Source organism: Pseudomonas sp. HY2-MNA-CIBAN-0224, from assembly GCF_040310285.1.
Classification (GTDB): Bacteria; Pseudomonadota; Gammaproteobacteria; order Pseudomonadales; family Pseudomonadaceae; genus Aquipseudomonas; species Aquipseudomonas helleri.
This window is the reverse complement of sequence record NZ_JBEOPQ010000034.1, coordinates 24,609-41,374: the sequence shown is the minus strand read 5'-3', so window position 1 is coordinate 41,374 and position 16,766 is coordinate 24,609. Positions and strand designations below refer to the sequence as shown.

The window sequence follows — 16,766 nt, the reverse complement described above, 5'->3', positions numbered from 1 at the left end:
ACACGTTTTGTGTCGTGCGCCAAATCCCTCAATAGAAACTCCTCAAGCCTACACGCACTGCCGACCCGCCTGATTTCTAGCGCCTATTCATGCCGATACCGTGCGGCGCTCTCCTACAGGAAGGCGTCCTATGAGCAACAAGCAAGGCGTGACGCAAACACGTCGGCGTGCGGGTGGCGATGGTGGTCAAGGGGCTTCGTACTTTGACGACATGACCCCCGCCGAACTCAAAGAACGCGACGACGGTATCAAGGCCTACGAGGCCATTCAGGCCCGACAAGATGCCTACATGGAGCGACGCCGGGCTGAATCGGTAGCTCAGCAGAGCTCGCAGAAACCTGAGCGTCGGGGCTGTGTATTCGCCAAGTGCAGCAAGCTGCCCGATGCCGTTATCAACTACACCGACCCCACGGGCTTTGTGCCCGTCGACAGCCTGAGCGATTACGGCCATTTCGCGATTCTGGGTGCCCGTCAGGCAGACAGTTCCGGGCTGGTCCCGTTAGAAATCATCAGTGGTGCGGTACCGGCGGGTGTCGGCGGTTTGGCTTTGGGCGGCACAGCCATGGGAGTCGCAGCAACGGCCGGTGGAACCATGATTGCGAGCCTTTTGGCAGGCTTGGTGGCCTTTTTCTGGCCGTCTGATCTTGCCGACAGCGCCCTGTACACCGAAGACCAACTGCGCTCACTCAAACAAGCCCGTACCCGCATGCGCTTGTACGTTGAACAACAGGCAGATGGCGCGCTCAAGGGCTATGGCTTCTATACCGGCACAAAACCCGAATGGGAAATGATCGACGTTATCCAGTTCAGCCAGCGCGGCTCGCAATACGTGGCGGACTTTGGTGATGGCGTCGAACTGATCTGGACACCTGCGATAGATCCACACGACACGCTCGGCATCCCGCCGCTAAAAGGCGCTCCTCACATACCGCCTATCTGGATCTTCCCGCCGACCAAGAGCGCCGACACAATCATCGTCAACCCGATCTACCCGCCGGACTACAAGGACTTCATCCTGGTGTTCCCGGCTGATTCGGGGGTGGCACCACTTTATATTGTGTTGAGTGTGCCGGGTCCAAGAATGGACTATCACCAGGCACCCAAGTCTCTACCTGGTTTTTCGGATGCAGTTTCTGCCACGAAAAAAACATCTGTCAAAGGAGGAGGAAAGCTGAGACATCGCTGGAAAACAGCCAAGGGATTCATCTTGGAGTGGGATTACCAGCATGGAGCCATTGAACTGTATGACAAAAGAGGCAAGCACCTTGGTGAATATAATCACGTAACAGGTGAACAGAATAAACCTGCAGATTCAACCAGAAGGATTGAGCCATGACTCACACAATTTCGGCCTTCGATAAAACGACCGAACTTATGGTTTTTGAAATTGAGATTCCGCAAAAGAATCTCCCAGAGCTCAAAGTCATCATGGCGTGGACAGAGCCTGAAGATGAAATATTTGGATATGACTTGAGTTCTGAGCAGCTTCAGAAGCTTGAAGAACTCCTTGGTCAAAAAATTTATGACCATCGCTATGATTTTCAGCTAAGCAGCTATGCCTAGTTATTGGGGTAGCAGGCGCTGCCAATCCAGCGCCTGTCACTGCGCAATGCCTTACCCCAACAACCCGCGCCCGGCCAGGTTCTTCATCAGGTCGCCCACCCCGAACGTCCAGCGCGGGGCCTGGTCGCTGGTGGTCACGCGGTTGTGCAGGGCGCCCAGGGTGGTGGAGGCAATGCTCACCACATCGCCCGGTTTGTGGGTGAAGCCTTGGCCGGGATGGTCGCGGTCGTCGGTGGGGGCAAACAGGGTGCCGAGAAACAGCACGAAGCCGTCCGGGTATTGGTGGTTTTCGTTGAGGGTTTGCGCGGCGAGGTCGGCCGGGTCGCGGCTGATCTGGTTCATTGAGCTTTTGCCGTTGAGCACGTAGCCGTCTTGGCCTTCAACCCGCAAGGTCACTTCGCAGTTGCGCACGTCGTCGAGGCTGAAATGCTCGTCGAACAGGCGGATAAACGGCCCCAGGGCGCACGAGGCGTTGTTGTCTTTGGCCTTGCTCAGCAGCAGCGCGCTGCGGCCTTCGAAGTCGCGCAAGTTGACGTCGTTGCCCAAGGTCGCGCCGTGGATGCGGCCCTGGCTGTCGACGGCCAGCACCACTTCAGGTTCAGGGTTGTTCCAGCTGGAGCCGGGGTGGATGCCAATTACGTTGCCGCTGCCGACGGCGGCCAGTATCGGCGCTTTGGTGAAAATCTCGGCGTCCGGGCCGATGCCGACTTCCAGGTACTGCGACCACATTTTTTGTTCGATCAGCACCTGCTTGAGGCGCATGGCTTCGGGCGAGCCGGGTTTGAGGTCGCGCAGGTTGTCGCCGATGGCTGCTTGCACCAGGGCGCGGATTTCTTCGGCGCGCAGGGCATCGCCACCGGCTTTTTCTTCGATGACCCGCTCGATCATGCTGGAGGCAAACGTCACGCCTGCGGCCTTGATCACTTGCAGGTCGGTTGGGGCCAGCAAGTAAGGTTTTGCCGGGTCGCGCTGTTCGCCGCTGTTGGCCAGCAACGCCTCGATCGAGCCCAGCGACGTGCCGCTGATTTCGCGCATCGCTTGCAGGGGTTGATCATGGTCGAGCAACAGGCTCAGGGTCGCGAAGCGGGCACTGCAGTCGATCACTTCACCGTCACGAATCACCACCACGGCCGGGCCGCCGCGTTCGCCGGGGAGCCACACGCGACCGACCAGGGTTGCCCGTTGCCAGTCGTGCGGCAGGGAGTTTTCTATGTTCAAGTGCAGCGTGTTCATGGGGGCAATCCTCGAATTTTGGGCGAACGCCCCCCGTAGGAGCGAGCTTGCTCGCGATCTTTTGATCTTAAAAGCTCGCGAGCAAGCTCGCTCCTACAGGGGGTTGGGAAGGTTAATGAGAGTGGCGCGGCGGGCCGTTTTCCGGGATGACGCGCCAGTACAGGGTGGCCGGTTCCAGGCAGCCGCCGGTGGACAACTGGCCGACCAGTTGGCGGTACAGTTCCTGCCACGGGGTTTGCGACGGGGCCAGCGGTGGCAGCGGTTCTTTGCGGCGTTCGTCGAGTTCGGCTTCGTCCACCAGCAGGTTGACGCTGCGCGCATTGAGGTCGACGCGCAGGCGGTCACCGGTGCGCAGCAACGACAGGCCGCCGCCCACCGCCGATTCCGGGGACATGTTGAGGATCGACGGGCTGGCCGAGGTGCCGCTCTGGCGACCGTCACCCATGCATGGCAACGAGTCGATACCGGCCTTGATCATCGCCGACGGCGGGGTCATGTTGACCACCTCGCCACTGCCGGGGAAGCCCACAGTGCCGCAGCCGCGAATCACCAGAATGCAGCGCTCGTCGATGTCCAGCGACGGGTCGTTGATGCGCGCCTGATAGTCTTCCGGGCCTTCAAAGACGATGGCCCGCGCTTCAAAACTGTTGGGCTGCTCGGGGTCGCTGAGGTAGGTGCTGCGGAACGCCTCACCGACCACCGACATCTTCATGATCGCGCTGTCGAAGAAGTTGCCGCTGAGCACGATAAAGCCTGCGCGGTGCATCAACGGGTCTTCGTAGGAGCGGATCACATCGCGGTCGCCGGTCACACAATCGGCCACCACTACGCCCATCTTGCGGCCGCTCACGGTCAAGCAATCGCGGTGCAGACGGCCGACTTTGTCCAGTTCGTGCATCACCGCCGGAACGCCGCCCGCACGGTGGAAGCTTTCGCCCAGGTATTCACCGGCGGGCATGCAGTTGACCAGCAACGGCACGTCTTCGCCGACACGCTGCCAGTCGTCCAGCGACAGGTCGATGCCGCTGTGACGGGCGATGGCGATCAAGTGAGGCGGGCAGTTGGTGGAGGCGCCGAGGGCCGAGGCCACGGCGATGGCGTTTTCGAAGGCGGCGTGGGTCATGATCTGCGACGGGCGCACGTCTTCGCGCACCAGATCGACGATGCGCATGCCGGTGGCGTAGGCCATTTGCCCGCGCTCGCGGTACGGCGCCGGAATGCTCGCGCAACCCGGCAACGACATGCCCAACGCTTCGGCCAGCGCGTTCATCGACAGCGCGGTGCCCATGGTGTTGCAGTGGCCCACCGAGGGCGACGAGGCGGTGGTCAGGGTCATGAACCCTTCGTAGTCGATCTCGCCGGCGCTGAGCAAATTGCGCGCATGCCACAGCACCGTGCCGGAGCCGATGCGCTGGCCTTTGTGCCAGCCGTCGAGCATCGGCCCGCCGGACAGCACGATAGACGGCAAGTCGGTGGTAGCGGCGGCCATCAGGCACGCCGGGGTGGTTTTGTCGCAGCCGGTGGTCAGCACCACGCCATCCAGCGGGTAGCCGTGCAGCACTTCGACCAGGCCCAGATAGGCCAGATTGCGGTCCAGTGCGGCGGTCGGGCGGCGTGATTGCTCGGCAATCGGGTGCACCGGGAATTCCATCGGGATCCCGCCCGCATCGCGGATGCCATCCTTGACCCGCTTGGCCAGTTCAATGTGATGACGGTTGCACGGGGTCAGGTCGCTGCCGGTCTGGGCGATGCCGATAATCGGCCGGCCCGATTGCAGCTCGGCGCGGGTCAGGCCCTGGTTCATGTAGCGCTCAACGTACAGCGCGGTGAGGTCAGCATGGCTGGGATCATCGAACCATAACTGGCTGCGCAGGCGGCGTGGGGTGGATTCGGTCATGGCAGGCTCCAGCAAATTATTTTTATTCAGGCAAAGTGTTGTTGCGGCGTAACTGGCGGATCAATCCGGCGTGATCAAGCTCGCCGTCACCGGCCTCGACCATGGCTGCAAACAGCCCGTCGACGAGGCTGGCCACCGGCAGCGACAAGCCGAGCTTGTGCGCCTGGGCGAGGGCGGTGCGGGTGTCTTTGAGTTGCCATTTGGCCGGGCCACCGGGGGTGAAGTCGTTGGTCAGCATGCGCTGACCGTGTTGACGCCAGATCGGTGAATCGACAAAGCCGCCCATCAAGGCTTCATGCACCTTGGACGGGTCGGCGCCGCCGCGCTCGGCCAGCAGCAGGCCTTCGGCGACGGTGGCGATGGTGCTGGCCACGATCAATTGGTTGACCAGTTTTGACAGCTCACCGGTGCCGGCCGGGCCGACATGCACCGGGCGGCCCATGGCCGCCAGCACGGCGCGGCCTTGTTCGAAGGCGGCGGTTTCGCCGCCGACCATAATTGCCAGGCTTGCTTCACGGGCCCCGCGCTCGCCCCCCGACACCGGGGCGTCGAGGTACAGCAGCCCGCGCTCGGCGCTCAGCCGGGCGTGTTCGACGGCGGTGTCGACCGGGATCGAACTCATCACCACCACCAGCGCGCCCGGCGTCAGGGCCTTGGCGGCGCCGTTTTCACCAAACAGCACCTCGTCACAGGTCGGGCCATCGCTGAGCATGCAGATCAGCACCTGAGCGCCTTCGGCCGCCTCGGCCGGGGTGGCAAACACCTCGGCGCCCTGGGCGGACAATTCCTCGGCCTTGGCCGCCGAGCGGTTCCAGGCCCGTACCGGGTAGCCGGCGTGCAACAGGTTGCGGGCCATGGGCTTGCCCATGATCCCGGTGCCAATAAACGCTACGGTTTGCAGGCTCATGCCTTGCCTCCTACGGTTGCAGAGGTTGCGCCGGCTGCGTTGCCCAGCGACACCTTGTTACGTGGCATCAACACCATGCCCAGACCACCGGCGCCGACCAGTGCGGCAATCACCAGGAAGCCCGGGGTGTAGCTGCCGGTCACGTTGAACAGGTAACCGGTCAGGTAAGGGCCGATAAAGCCGCTGAGGTTACCGATGGAGTTGATCAGGCCAATCCCGGCGGCAGCGCCCAGGCCAGTGAGCACTTGCCCGGGGACGGCCCAGAACACGTTGATCGCGCTGTAAACGCCCATGGCCAACAGGATAAAACCGACCACGATGATCCACGGCTGGTTCAGCCACAGCGCCACCGCGATGGACACAGCGGCGAGCATGGCGGCACCACCGGCGTGCCAGTGACGTTCTTGCAGGCGGTCCGAACGACGGCTCCACCAGATCATCGCAACAGCGGCCAAGGCGTAGGGAATGGCGGTGATCAGGCCGTTTTGCATCAGGCCGATTTCCAGCCCGAACGAGCCACGGAACGAGGCCAGTACGGTGGGCATAAAGAAGTTCATGGCGTTGGAGCCCGAGGTGATGCCGAAGTACACCAGCGCCAGCAGCCATACCTGACGGCTGGACAACGCCTTGCGGATCATCTGCCATTTGGTCGGTTGGATACCCACCACCAGCGGTTTGTTGCGCTCTTCATGCTCCAGTGTGTTGATCAGCCAGTTACGCTGCGCATCGGTCAGCCAGTGGGCCTGACGCGGATGGTCGGTGAGGTAGAAGTAGCAGACCACGCCGAGAATCACTGCCGGTACGGCTTCGACGATGTACATCAGGCGCCAGCCGACGAAGCCCAGTGCGTCGCCCATTTCCATCAGGCCCACCGACAGTGGCGCGCCGATCACTTGTGCAATGGGTACGCCGAGGTAAAAGGTGGCGATCATGCGTGCCCGGTAGCGGCTCGGGAACCACAGCGACAGCAAGTAAATCACCCCCGGGAAGAAGCCGGCTTCAGCGATGCCCAGCAGAAAGCGCAGTGAGACAAAGTGCACCGGCGTCTGCAAAAAGCCCATGGCCCCGGCGATGATGCCCCAGGTCACCATGATCCGGGCGATCCACACGCGGGCGCCGTAGCGGTGCAGCAAGACGTTGCTCGGCACTTCGAAAATGAAGTAACCGAGGAAGAAAATACCGGCACCCAGGCCATACAGGGTTTGGCTGATACCAATGTCGTCGTTCATGCGCAGGGCGGCAAAACCGACGTTGTTGCGGTCCAGAAAGGCGACCACAAACAGCAGGATCAGAAAGGGGATCATGCGCTTGGTGACGCGCTTGATCGTTTGTTGCTCGATGTCAGTGACATCCGGAAGCGGGGTGGTGGTCATATCGCACGGCCTCATTTTTTATTGTTGTTTGTGGGAGCGGGCTTGCTCGCGATCCAGGCGACGCGGTGTGGCAGTAGACCGAATCGATACCATCGCGAGCAAGCCCGCTCCCACAGGGGAGGTGTAGAGCGGCTGTCAGTTAGTGTGCAGTATCTTCTATGTGCGCACGCACGATGACGTCGAAGTCCGGGTCGGCGGTAAAGCCCAGTGCACGGGCACGCGGGGCTTCTACCTTGCTTGGCCAGCTTTCGACAATACGCTGGATGGTTGCATCCGGCTCCCAGCGAATCAGTTGCGTGGCTTTGTCACCGGCCACCCGTTGCAGCGCCGCGACCATGTCGGCCACGGTGGTGGTCACGCCCGGCAGCGGGATGATGCGCTCGCCGCCCAGGGTTTGCGGCGACAGGGTCATGCCCAACAACATCGACTCGACAATGCGCCGTGGCGAGGTCAGGTACACGCGGGTGTCGGGGCGCACCGGGCATACGGCAGGCAGGCCCACCAGCGGCTCGCGGATGATCGAGCTAAAAAAGGTCGACGCGGCTTTGTTCGGTTTGCCGGGGCGCACCGCCACGGTCGGCAGGCGCAACACGCGGCCATCCACAAAGCCTTTGCGGGCGTAGTCGGCCACCAGCAATTCACCGACGGCTTTTTGCATGCCATAGGACGATTGCGGGGTGAGCACGGTGTCGTCGTCCACCACCTCCGGCAGCTTGCCGCCGAACACCGCGAAGCCGCTGGCGTACACCAGACGCGGCGCGGTGCCTTGCTTGCGCAGGGTTTCGAGAAGCAGCATCAGGCCGTGCAAATTCACCTGCATGCCCAAGTCAAAATCCGCTTCGGCGGCCGAGCTGACCACTGCCGCCAGGTGCCACACCAGGTCCACGCCATCGGTGACACGGGCGATCACTTCAGGGTCGGCAACATCGCCGGTCACCAGTTCAATGCGCGGGTCGCTGGGCACGTCTTCACCGGCAAAGGCGTCGAACAGCACAATGCGTTCGATGGTGCGCGGTGCTTCGCCTTCCAGCGTCAGGGTGTTCAAATCTGCCAGGCGTTGAGCCAGTTGCTTGCCGATAAAGCCGGTACCGCCAGTGATGAGGATGCGCATGTGAAGCTCCTGTTTCTTATAGTTGTTTGAGCGGTGTAATCAGTCGGCTTGCACCGTGCGTTGCTGCTGTTCGCCCAGCCCTTCGATGCCCAGGCGCATCTGCTGGCCGGCGCGCAGGTAAACCGGCTCAGGCTTGACCCCAAGGCCCACGCCCGGCGGCGTGCCGGTAGAAATCACATCGCCCGGTTGCAGCGACATGCAGCGGCTCAGGTAGGCAATCAGCGCCGGGATCTGGAACACCATGGTGTTGGTATTGCCGTTCTGGTAGCGCTGTCCGTCGACCTCAAGCCACAGCTTGAGGTGGTGCGGGTCGCGGATTTCGTCACGGGTCACCAGCCATGGACCAATGGGGCCGAAGGTGTCAAAACCCTTGCCTTTGTCCCAGGTGCCGCCGCGTTCCAGTTGCCATTCACGCTCGGACACATCGTTGATCACGCAGTAACCGGCGACGTGGTCCAGGGCGTTGCTCTCGTCGATGTAGCGGCCGCCTTTGCCGATGACGACACCCAGCTCGACTTCCCAGTCAGTTTTGACCGAACCGCGAGGGATTTCGACGTCATCATTGGGGCCGCAAATGGCGCTGGTCCACTTGTTGAAAACCACCGGCTCCGACGGCACGGCCAGCCCGGATTCAGCGGCGTGGTCGGCGTAGTTAAGGCCGATGCAAATGAACTTGCCGACCTGCCCGACGCAGGCGCCGATACGTGGCGAGCCGTTGACCAGTGGCAGGCTGGCCGGGTCGATTTTACTCAGGGCTTCAAGGCTTGCAGGCTCCAGCGCCTTGCCAGCGACATCGGCGATATGCGCCGACAAATCACGGATATTGCCTTGGGCATCGAGCAGACCGGGTTTTTCCTGACCTTTTTCGCCGTAGCGCAGCAGTTTCATAAAAGCTCCTGTTCTAAAGTTGAAACCTGTTTTTGTAGGAGCGAGCTTGCTCGCGATCTTTTGATCTTTTAAAAGCTCGCGAGGCAAGCTCGCTCCTACAGTGGGAATTAGTTGCTCATTCCGCCATCAATAATCTGCGTGGTGCCAGTGGTGTAGCTGCTGGCGTCGCTGGCCAGGTACACCACCAATTGCGCGATTTCTTCGGCGCTGCCGATGCGGCCCATGGGCTGGCGAGCCACGAACGCCTGATACACCTCAGCCACCGAACGCCCTTGCTCACGGGCCTGTTCGGCAATGCGCTGGCGCAGCGAAGGTGAATCCACCGTGCCTGGGCATATGGCGTTACAACGAATCCCTTGACTGATGTAATCGGTCGCCACCGATTTGGTCAAGCCAATCACCGCCGCTTTGCTGGCGGTGTAAGCAAAACGGTTCGGTACGCCCTTCACGCTGGACGCCACCGAGGCCATGTTGATGATCGAGCCGCCACCGTTGTCCAGCATGCCCGGCAAGAACGCACGGATCATCCGGTACATGGCGGTGACGTTGAGGTCGAAAGAGAATTGCCAGGCACTGTCGTCGCATTCCAGCAGTGCGCCGCTGTGCACGTAGCCTGCGCAGTTGAACAGCACGTCGAGGGTGCCGACTTGCTGGCGAATGGCGTCGATGGCTGCCGGTTGCGTGACGTCCAGCGATAACGCCTGAATACCCGGAATGTCGTGCAAGGCATCGACGTTCAAGTCGGTGGCGATGACCGTGGCGCCTGCATCGCGCAAGGCCAGTGCCGAGGCACGACCAATGCCGTTTGCCGCCGCGGTAATCAAAACGCGTTTGTTGGCGAGGTTCATGAGTGCGGATCCATTGTTCTTATGGGGCCAACACTAATGTTGCGCTGCGATAATCGCCAATGAGATATTCTCAAGCCTTAATAACGGGAGGTTATCGGATGGCGGATGTCGCGTTCAATCAACTGTGCAACTGGTTACGGTTCCGCCATTTGGTGCTTATCGACACCCTGGCGCGCACGCAAAACATGCACGCCACGGCCCAGGAAATGAACATCAGCCAGCCGGCGGTGAGCAAGATGCTGCGCGAGATCGAGCACCAATTGGGCTTTGATGTGTTCCAGCGTTTGCCGCGCAGCATGTCGCTGACGGACCTTGGCAGTCACGTGGCGCGCTTTGCGCAAATCGCCCTCAATGACACCCAGCAGTTTGTGGTCCAGATCAACCACCTGCGCCAGGGCGGGCATGGCTTTCTGAAAGTCGGCACCATCTACGCGGCTGCGGCGGTGGCAGTGCCCGCGGCGATTGTCGAGGTCAAACAACAATGGCCCTTGCTCACGATCGAAGTGTTGGAAGGCACCAGCGCCAACATGCTGACCATGCTCGAACACAAGGAGCTGGACCTGGTGGTGGCGCGCTTCACCCTCGACCGTCACCGTGAATTGTTTGATTTTCAGCCGTTGGCCCCCGAGCCGCTGTGTCTGGTTACGGGCAGCCAGCACCCGTTGGCGGGCGCCAGCGAAACCCCGCTGACCGACCTCGGCAGTTGGCCCTGGGTGGTCTACCCGACCGGCACACCGATGCGCGCGCGGCTGGAGCGGGCGTTTATCGAAGCCAACATGCAAACCCCGGAAAACACCGTCGAAACCGTGTCGCTGCAAACCACCATGCAACTGCTGCAAACCGCCCCGGTGGTCGCGATGCTGGCCGAGTCCATGGCTGAACCGGAAATCCAGGCCGGGCGCCTGACCCGTCTGGCGTTGCCGTTTCCGCTGGTGCTGGCTGACTACGGCATCATCACCCGGCGCAACGAACCGCCGAGCTGGTCGATGCAGGCGTTTATCGACGCGTTGTTAAGCGGCCCCGATGCCGTGCGCGGAGCCCGGCAGACGCCTTGATAACGCGCGGTTATTAACCGATGGGATCTTGTGATTGGGCAGCGCGCAGGTGGGCATTTAGAGTGCAAGTCGCCCACCCGCCGATGTGTTGCGCGGGTAGGGCGCCACCGCTCACTAGAGGCGCGTATGAAAACAATAAAAAGCTACAAAACGCTGACGATTTTTTTCCTGTTCATGATTGGAGTCGTCAACTACCTCGATCGCAGTGCCCTGTCCATCGCCAACACCACCATCCAGAAAGACCTGGCCATCAGCCCCATGCAAATGGGCGTCATGCTCTCAGCCTTCTCCATCGCTTACGCCTTTTCGCAATTACCCCTCGGCGCGTTGATCGACAAACTCGGCAGCAAACTCGCCCTGGGCGGTTCGCTGGTGGTGTGGTCGGTGGCGCAAGCGGCCTTTGGCCTGTTCAGCAGCTACGGCCATCTGGTCGGCCTGCGGGTGTTGCTGGGCATCGGCGAAGCGCCGGTGTTCCCCTCGGCAGCCAAGGCCTTGTCCGAATGGTTCGACACCCAGGAACGTGGCACGGCCACCGGCTGGGTGTGGTCCTCGACCTGCATCGGCCCGTGCCTGGCGCCACCCTTGCTGACGTTGTTCATGGTCCATCTGGGCTGGCGCGGCATGTTTATCCTCACCGGGGTCATCGGTTTGGTGTTGGCGCTGTGTTGGTTCAAATTCTACAAAAGCAAAGCCGAATACATGGCCGCTACCGGCCGTGCAGAGCCGGTGGCCGTGCAACAGAAAGCGGCGCCGAAACTGCGCTGGACCGCGCTGTTCAAAGAGCGCAACACCTGGGGCGCGTTTCTCGGCTTTATGGGCGTGATCTACATGATCTGGCTCAACCTGACCTGGCTGCCGGGCTACTTTGAGCGCGAACACGGCCTGGACCTGTACCGCACCGCCTGGGTGGTGTCGCTGGCCTACCTGTTTGGCGCCTTGGGCACCATCGTGGCCGGGCGTTGCTGCGACAAACTGGTGGCGCGCGGCATGCGCGTGCTGGCCAGCCGCAAACTGATGGTCATCCTCGGCTTGCTCGGCGGGGCGCTGTTCACCCTGATCGTGGCCTTCACCACCAACGTCGTCGCGTGCGTGGTGCTGCTGTGCCTGACCATGTTCTTCATCAACATCTCCAGCGCCACCGCGTGGATGATCGTCAACACCATCGTGCCGTCAGAGCGAGTTGCCTCGTTTGGTTCGATCCAGAACTTCGGTGGCTACCTGGCGGGTTCCATCGCACCGATCCTCACGGGCTTCAGCGTGCAACAGAGCGGCTCGTTCTCATCAGCCTTCATCATCAGCGCAGTCGTCGCCCTGTGCTCGGCGTTTGCCTACTTTGCACTGCTAAAAGAACCTTTAGCGCCGGTGACGCACATGAAAGGCACAGCGGCTACGGCGTAGATCAGCGGCCCCCAAATATCCTGTAGGAGCTTGTGATCTTTAAAGATCGCAGCCTTCGTCCCTCGACAGCTCCTACAGGGGGACACCTCTTTCGATTAATGTGCACGCTAAACCTGTAGGAGCTGCCGCAGGCTGCGATCTTTTGATCTTGAAAATCGTCACATCAACTAGAAAATCGGGCTGTGTAAAACCTTTGTAAGCTGTCACCGAATTTAATTTCGCGGGTCGCCGCTTCGATACTCTGAACTCAGCCTTCTTTTGGTGAGTGACGCGTGTGAACACGAGCAGACGACACACTTTTATCTGGGCGCTCAGTGCGCTGGTTGTGCTGGCCATTGCTTGGGCGCTGTATGCCCATTGGCCCGCCATGGCGCACAAAGACCGCCCCATGGGCATGGGCGGGCGGGCCGAGCCGGTGGCGGCGGTGGCGGTGGTGCCGCAGGATGTGCCGGTATACATCGATGCCCTCGGCACGGTCACGCCCACGCAGAGCGTGACGGTGATCACGCAGGTCGACGGCATTCTGGCCTCGGTTGACTTCAAGGAAGGCCAGCAGGTGCGCAAAGGGCAGGTGATCGCCCGCATCGACGACCGTGCGCTGAAGGCGCAACTGGCTCAAGCCCAAGGCATTCTGGCCCACGATCAGGCGGTGTTGAGCAATGCCCAGCGTGACTTGGCGCGCTACCGCGAGTTGATCAAGGCCGGTTCCATCAGCCAACAAACCCTCGATACGCAAATCTCTACGGTGGCGCAGCAACTGGGCACGGTGGCGGCCGATCAGGGCAGTGTGCAAAACCTTGAGGTGCAGTTGAGTTATTGCACCATCACTTCGCCGGTGGACGGGATTGTCGGGTTGCGCCAGGTTGACCCCGGCAACTATGTGACCACCGCCAGCACCTCCGCGATTGCGGTAATCACGCAGATGAAGCCCGCCACGGTGGTGTTTGCCGTGCCCGAGGACTACCTGGGGGCGATCAATCAAGCCAGGGCGGCAGGCGTTGTCAGCGTGCTGGCTTATGACCGCAACAAGCAAAACCTGTTGGCCAGCGGGCAACTGCTGGCGCTGGATAACCAGGTCGACACCAGCACCGGCACGATCAAGGTCAAGGCGCAATTCGATGACGCCGACCATGTGCTGTTCCCCAATCAGTTCGTCAATGCGCGGCTCAAGGCGCAGACGCTGGATCAAGTGCCGGTGGTGCCGACCCGGGCCATTCAGCACGGCAGCCAGGGCGATTTCGTGTTTGTGGTGGCGGGCAGCAAGGCCAGCCTGCGCAACGTCAAGTCCGGCCCAAGCGTGGGCGATGTCACCGCGATTCTCGACGCTTCGGTCAAGCCGGGTGAACAGGTGATCACGGAAGGTGCAGACAAGCTCGACAACGGCTCGGCCATTAAAGTAGTCGCACAGTGAGTCGCCGCTGATGAACGTCTCTCGTCCCTTTATCGAACGCCCGGTGGCCACGTGTTTGTTGATGGTCGCGATCTTGTTGCTGGGGATTCTGGGCTACCGCCTGCTCTCGGTGTCGGCGTTGCCGGAGGTCGATTACCCGACCATTCAGGTGTTTACCCAATACCCCGGCGCCAGCCCCGAGGTGATCAGTTCGTCGATTACCGCGCCGCTTGAACGCCAGTTGGGCGAGATGCCTGGCCTGAAGTCCATGGGCTCTACCAGCTCCGATGGCGCCTCGGTGGTGACCTTGCAGTTTGATCTGGCGCTGTCGCTGGATGTGGCTGAGCAAGAGGTACAGGCCGCGATCAACGCCGCCGGCACTTTTTTACCGGCCAACCTGCCGTACCCGCCGGTGTACAGCAAGGTCAACCCGGCCGATGCGCCGGTGCTGACCCTGTCACTGACCTCGGATGTGCTGCCGCTGACCAAAATCGAAGACCTGGCCGACACCCGGCTGGCGCAGAAAATTTCGCAGATCAGCGGCGTCGGCCTGGTCACCATCAGCGGCGGCCAGCGCCCGGCGGTGCGGGTCGAGGCCAATACCTCGGCGCTGAATAACCTCGGGCTGTCGCTGGACGATCTGCGCACCTCCCTGGGCACCGCCAACGTCAACCAGGCCAAGGGCAGCATCGACGGCAAGTTTCAGGCGTATTCCATTGGTGCCAACGACCAGTTGCAATCGGCCGAGGAATACCGCGATTTGGTGATCGCCTATAAAAACGGCGCCGCGATCCGCCTGTCACAAATTGCCACCTCGACCCAAGGCCCGGAAAACCCGCGCCAGGCCGCCTGGACCAACCAAACCCCGTCGATTGTGCTGAGCATCCAGCGCCAGCCGGGGGCCAATGTGATTGAGGTGGTCGACCGCGTGCAACATTTGCTGCCCACGCTGCGCGCCAGTTTGCCGGGCACGCTCAAGGTGGCGGTGCTCACCGACCGCACCCAGACCATTCGCGCCTCGGTCACCGACGTACAGTACGAACTGGCGGTTGCCGTGGTGCTGGTGGTGTTGGTGATCTTCTTGTTTTTGCGCAATGTCGCGGCCACCCTTATTCCCGCCGTGACCGTGCCCTTGACCCTGCTCGGCACCTTGGCGGTGGCCTATGCGCTGGGTTTTTCGCTGAATAACCTGACCTTGATGGCGCTGACCATAGCCATCGGTTTTGTGGTCGACGATGCCATTGTCATGGTCGAAAACATCAGCCGTTACCTGGAGGAAGGGGATACGCCGTTGCAGGCCGCGCTCAAAGGCTCGGCGCAAATCGGCTTCACCATCATATCGCTGTCATTGGCGCTGATTGCGGTGATGATCCCGCTGTTGTTCATGGGCGACGTAGTGGGGCGGCTGTTTCGTGAGTTCGCCATGACCGTGGCCGTGACCATCGTGATTTCGGCGGTGATTACCCTGACCCTGACGCCGATGATGTGCGCGCGCATGCTCAAGGCGCACCCGCACCCGCAGGCGCGCCGCGAAGACTTTTTCGACCGCATTAACCAGCATTATGTGCGCGGCCTGAACTGGGTGCTGGCGCACCGCACCCTGGCGCTGCTGTCGGTGGTGTTCACCGCCGTGCTCACGGTGCTGACGCTGACGGTCATGCCCAAGGGCTTTTTCCCTAAGCAGGACACCGGGCTGATTCAGGGGATTTCCCAAGCCTCGCCAACTATTTCGTTCCAGAAGATGCAGGTCGAGCAACAGCGCCTGGCCTCGCGCATTTTGCGCGACCCGGCGGTGCAGAGCCTGTCGTCGTTTGTCGGCATCGACCAGACCAACCCCACCATCAATCAGGGCAATCTGCTGATCAACCTCAAGCCGCGTGACCAGCGCGACAGCGCCAGCACGGTGATCCGGCGCCTGGCCGATGCCAACGCCGACGACGCCGGGATCCGCCTGTACCTGCACTCGGTGCAAGACCTGACCCTTGACGCCAGCGTGGCCACCACCCGTTACCGCCTCGGCCTGCAGGCCACCGACCCGCAGGTATTGCAGGAATGGACCGGCAAGCTGATGGCGGCGATCAAGCAAGACCCGACCTTCACCGATGTGCAAAGCCAGGCGATGCAGTTCGGCAATCAGATCCAGCTCACGTTTGACCGCGCCACCGCTTCGCGTCTGGGCATTACCCCGCAGGCGATTGACGACGTGCTCTATGACGCCTTCGGCCAGCGTCAGGTGTCGACCATTTACACCCAGCTCAACCAGTACCACGTGGTGATGGCCACCGACCATCCGCCGAAGAACCTCGCGGATTTGCTCACCGGGCTCTACGTCGACATCCCCGGCGGCGGGGTGGCGCCGCTGTCGAGCATGGCGACGATGCAGGTGGTGCAGACGCCGCTGACGATCAACCGGCTGGGGCAGTTCGCGTATGCCGACATCTCGTTCAACCTGGCGCCTGGCCAAACCCTGGGCACGGCCCTGAACCAGCTCAAGACCATCGAGCAGCAGGTGGCGATGCCGGCCTCGGTGCAAGTGTCGTTGCAGGGCGCGGCGGCGACGTTTGAGGCGTCGTTGGCCAATCAGGCGGTGCTGGTGCTGGCGGCGATTGTGGTGGTGTACCTGATGCTGGGCATGCTCTACGAGAGCTTCGTGCACCCGATCACCATTCTCTCTACCTTGCTTTCGGCGGCGCTGGGGGCGTTGCTGGCGCTGCTGGTCACCGGCACCCAGTTCGACATCATCGGCTTGATCGGCATCGTGCTGCTGATCGGTATCGTGATGAAAAACGGCATCATGATGGTCGACTTCGCCCTCGACCTGGAGCGACGAGAAGGCTTGAGCCCGATGCAGGCGATCAAGCAGGCGGCGGCATTGCGCTTTCGGCCGATTCTGATGACCAGCATGGCCTCGCTGTTCGGCGCCGTGCCGTTGGCGCTGGGCACCGGCATTGGCTCTGAACTGCGCCACCCGTTGGGGATCGCGATCATTGGCGGGCTGCTGCTCAGCCAGTTGCTGACGCTGTTTTCGACCCCGGTGATCTTCCTCGCGATGCATGACCTCGGGCAGCGCCTGAAGGGTCGCCGCACAGCCAGGGCGGATTGA

General features: G+C 61.6%; 13 protein-coding genes. 6 read left to right on the top strand and 7 right to left on the bottom strand.

Translation table 11 applies throughout. The features are described 5' to 3' along the window. The first annotated feature begins 130 nt into the window (after positions 1–130). Positions 131–1,336 (top strand): colicin E3/pyocin S6 family cytotoxin, encoded by a 1,206-nt coding sequence (locus AAEZ03_RS16025; RefSeq protein ID WP_350579906.1) that lies wholly within the window; start codon positions 131–133, stop codon positions 1,334–1,336. Continuing rightward, positions 1,333–1,563 (top strand): DUF7683 domain-containing protein, encoded by a 231-nt coding sequence (locus AAEZ03_RS16020; protein ID WP_123749863.1) that lies wholly within the window; start codon positions 1,333–1,335, stop codon positions 1,561–1,563. Before AAEZ03_RS16025 ends, AAEZ03_RS16020 begins: the two co-directional genes overlap by 4 nt. A gap of 51 nt (positions 1,564–1,614) precedes the next feature. On the opposite strand, the gene AAEZ03_RS16015 is transcribed toward AAEZ03_RS16020, so the two are convergent. From AAEZ03_RS16015 to AAEZ03_RS15985, 7 genes are all read right to left on the bottom strand, one after another. Further along, on the bottom strand, positions 1,615–2,796 hold the full coding sequence (locus AAEZ03_RS16015; protein WP_350579903.1) for a fumarylacetoacetate hydrolase family protein: 1,182 nt from the start codon (positions 2,794–2,796) through the stop codon (positions 1,615–1,617). Between the two features lie 112 nt (positions 2,797–2,908). Further along, a complete protein-coding gene (locus AAEZ03_RS16010; RefSeq protein ID WP_350579901.1) occupies positions 2,909–4,693 on the bottom strand; it encodes an IlvD/Edd family dehydratase in 1,785 nt (594 codons plus the stop codon). A 22-nt stretch (positions 4,694–4,715) separates the two neighbouring features. Beyond that, on the bottom strand, positions 4,716–5,600 hold the full coding sequence (locus AAEZ03_RS16005) for an NAD(P)-dependent oxidoreductase (RefSeq protein WP_350579899.1): 885 nt from the start codon (positions 5,598–5,600) through the stop codon (positions 4,716–4,718). Then, the gene (locus AAEZ03_RS16000; protein WP_123749866.1) at positions 5,597–6,973 is read right to left on the bottom strand and encodes an MFS transporter; all 1,377 of its coding nucleotides are present in this window, start codon (positions 6,971–6,973) and stop codon (positions 5,597–5,599) included. The genes AAEZ03_RS16005 and AAEZ03_RS16000 overlap by 4 nt, the downstream gene beginning before the upstream one ends. Before the next feature lie 139 nt (positions 6,974–7,112). Next, a complete protein-coding gene (gene denD / locus AAEZ03_RS15995; RefSeq protein ID WP_350579896.1) occupies positions 7,113–8,084 on the bottom strand; it encodes a D-erythronate dehydrogenase in 972 nt (323 codons plus the stop codon). A 39-nt stretch (positions 8,085–8,123) separates the two neighbouring features. Beyond that, entirely contained in the window at positions 8,124–8,972 is an 849-nt protein-coding gene (locus AAEZ03_RS15990; protein ID WP_048389519.1) for an ureidoglycolate lyase, read from the bottom strand. A gap of 107 nt (positions 8,973–9,079) precedes the next feature. Then, positions 9,080–9,820, bottom strand: coding sequence for an SDR family oxidoreductase (locus AAEZ03_RS15985; RefSeq protein ID WP_350579894.1), 741 nt, complete (start codon positions 9,818–9,820; stop codon positions 9,080–9,082). 98 nt (positions 9,821–9,918) lie between these two features. Between AAEZ03_RS15985 and AAEZ03_RS15980 the strand changes: the two genes are divergently transcribed. The 4 genes from AAEZ03_RS15980 to AAEZ03_RS15965 all read left to right on the top strand — a co-directional run bounded on the left by AAEZ03_RS15980 (position 9,919) and on the right by AAEZ03_RS15965 (position 16,766). Then, complete coding sequence (locus AAEZ03_RS15980; protein WP_048370713.1) at positions 9,919–10,875, top strand: LysR family transcriptional regulator; 957 nt, start codon at positions 9,919–9,921, stop codon at positions 10,873–10,875. Positions 10,876–11,001: 126 nt separating this feature from the next. Next, positions 11,002–12,273: an MFS transporter gene (locus AAEZ03_RS15975; RefSeq protein ID WP_350579891.1), complete on the top strand. Its 1,272-nt coding sequence runs from the start codon at positions 11,002–11,004 to the stop codon at positions 12,271–12,273. A 274-nt stretch (positions 12,274–12,547) separates the two neighbouring features. Continuing rightward, positions 12,548–13,684, top strand: coding sequence for an efflux RND transporter periplasmic adaptor subunit (locus AAEZ03_RS15970; RefSeq protein ID WP_350579888.1), 1,137 nt, complete (start codon positions 12,548–12,550; stop codon positions 13,682–13,684). A 10-nt stretch (positions 13,685–13,694) separates the two neighbouring features. Continuing rightward, complete coding sequence (locus AAEZ03_RS15965) at positions 13,695–16,766, top strand: efflux RND transporter permease subunit (protein ID WP_350579885.1); 3,072 nt, start codon at positions 13,695–13,697, stop codon at positions 16,764–16,766.

Bases quoted from the DNA above. Each gene is read 5' to 3' on its own strand.
- AAEZ03_RS15965 (WP_350579885.1), top strand. From the start codon at position 13,695: ATGAACGTCTCTCGTCCCTTTATCGAACGCCCGGTGGCCACGTGTTTG.
- AAEZ03_RS15985 (WP_350579894.1), bottom strand. From the start codon at position 9,820: ATGAACCTCGCCAACAAACGCGTTTTGATTACCGCGGCGGCAAACGGC.
- AAEZ03_RS16020 (WP_123749863.1), top strand. From the start codon at position 1,333: ATGACTCACACAATTTCGGCCTTCGATAAAACGACCGAACTTATGGTT.
- AAEZ03_RS16000 (WP_123749866.1), bottom strand. From the start codon at position 6,973: ATGACCACCACCCCGCTTCCGGATGTCACTGACATCGAGCAACAAACG.
- denD (WP_350579896.1), bottom strand. From the start codon at position 8,084: ATGCGCATCCTCATCACTGGCGGTACCGGCTTTATCGGCAAGCAACTG.
- AAEZ03_RS16010 (WP_350579901.1), bottom strand. From the start codon at position 4,693: ATGACCGAATCCACCCCACGCCGCCTGCGCAGCCAGTTATGGTTCGAT.
- AAEZ03_RS15980 (WP_048370713.1), top strand. From the start codon at position 9,919: ATGGCGGATGTCGCGTTCAATCAACTGTGCAACTGGTTACGGTTCCGC.
- AAEZ03_RS15990 (WP_048389519.1), bottom strand. From the start codon at position 8,972: ATGAAACTGCTGCGCTACGGCGAAAAAGGTCAGGAAAAACCCGGTCTG.
- AAEZ03_RS16015 (WP_350579903.1), bottom strand. From the start codon at position 2,796: ATGAACACGCTGCACTTGAACATAGAAAACTCCCTGCCGCACGACTGG.
- AAEZ03_RS15975 (WP_350579891.1), top strand. From the start codon at position 11,002: ATGAAAACAATAAAAAGCTACAAAACGCTGACGATTTTTTTCCTGTTC.
- AAEZ03_RS16005 (WP_350579899.1), bottom strand. From the start codon at position 5,600: ATGAGCCTGCAAACCGTAGCGTTTATTGGCACCGGGATCATGGGCAAG.
- AAEZ03_RS16025 (WP_350579906.1), top strand. From the start codon at position 131: ATGAGCAACAAGCAAGGCGTGACGCAAACACGTCGGCGTGCGGGTGGC.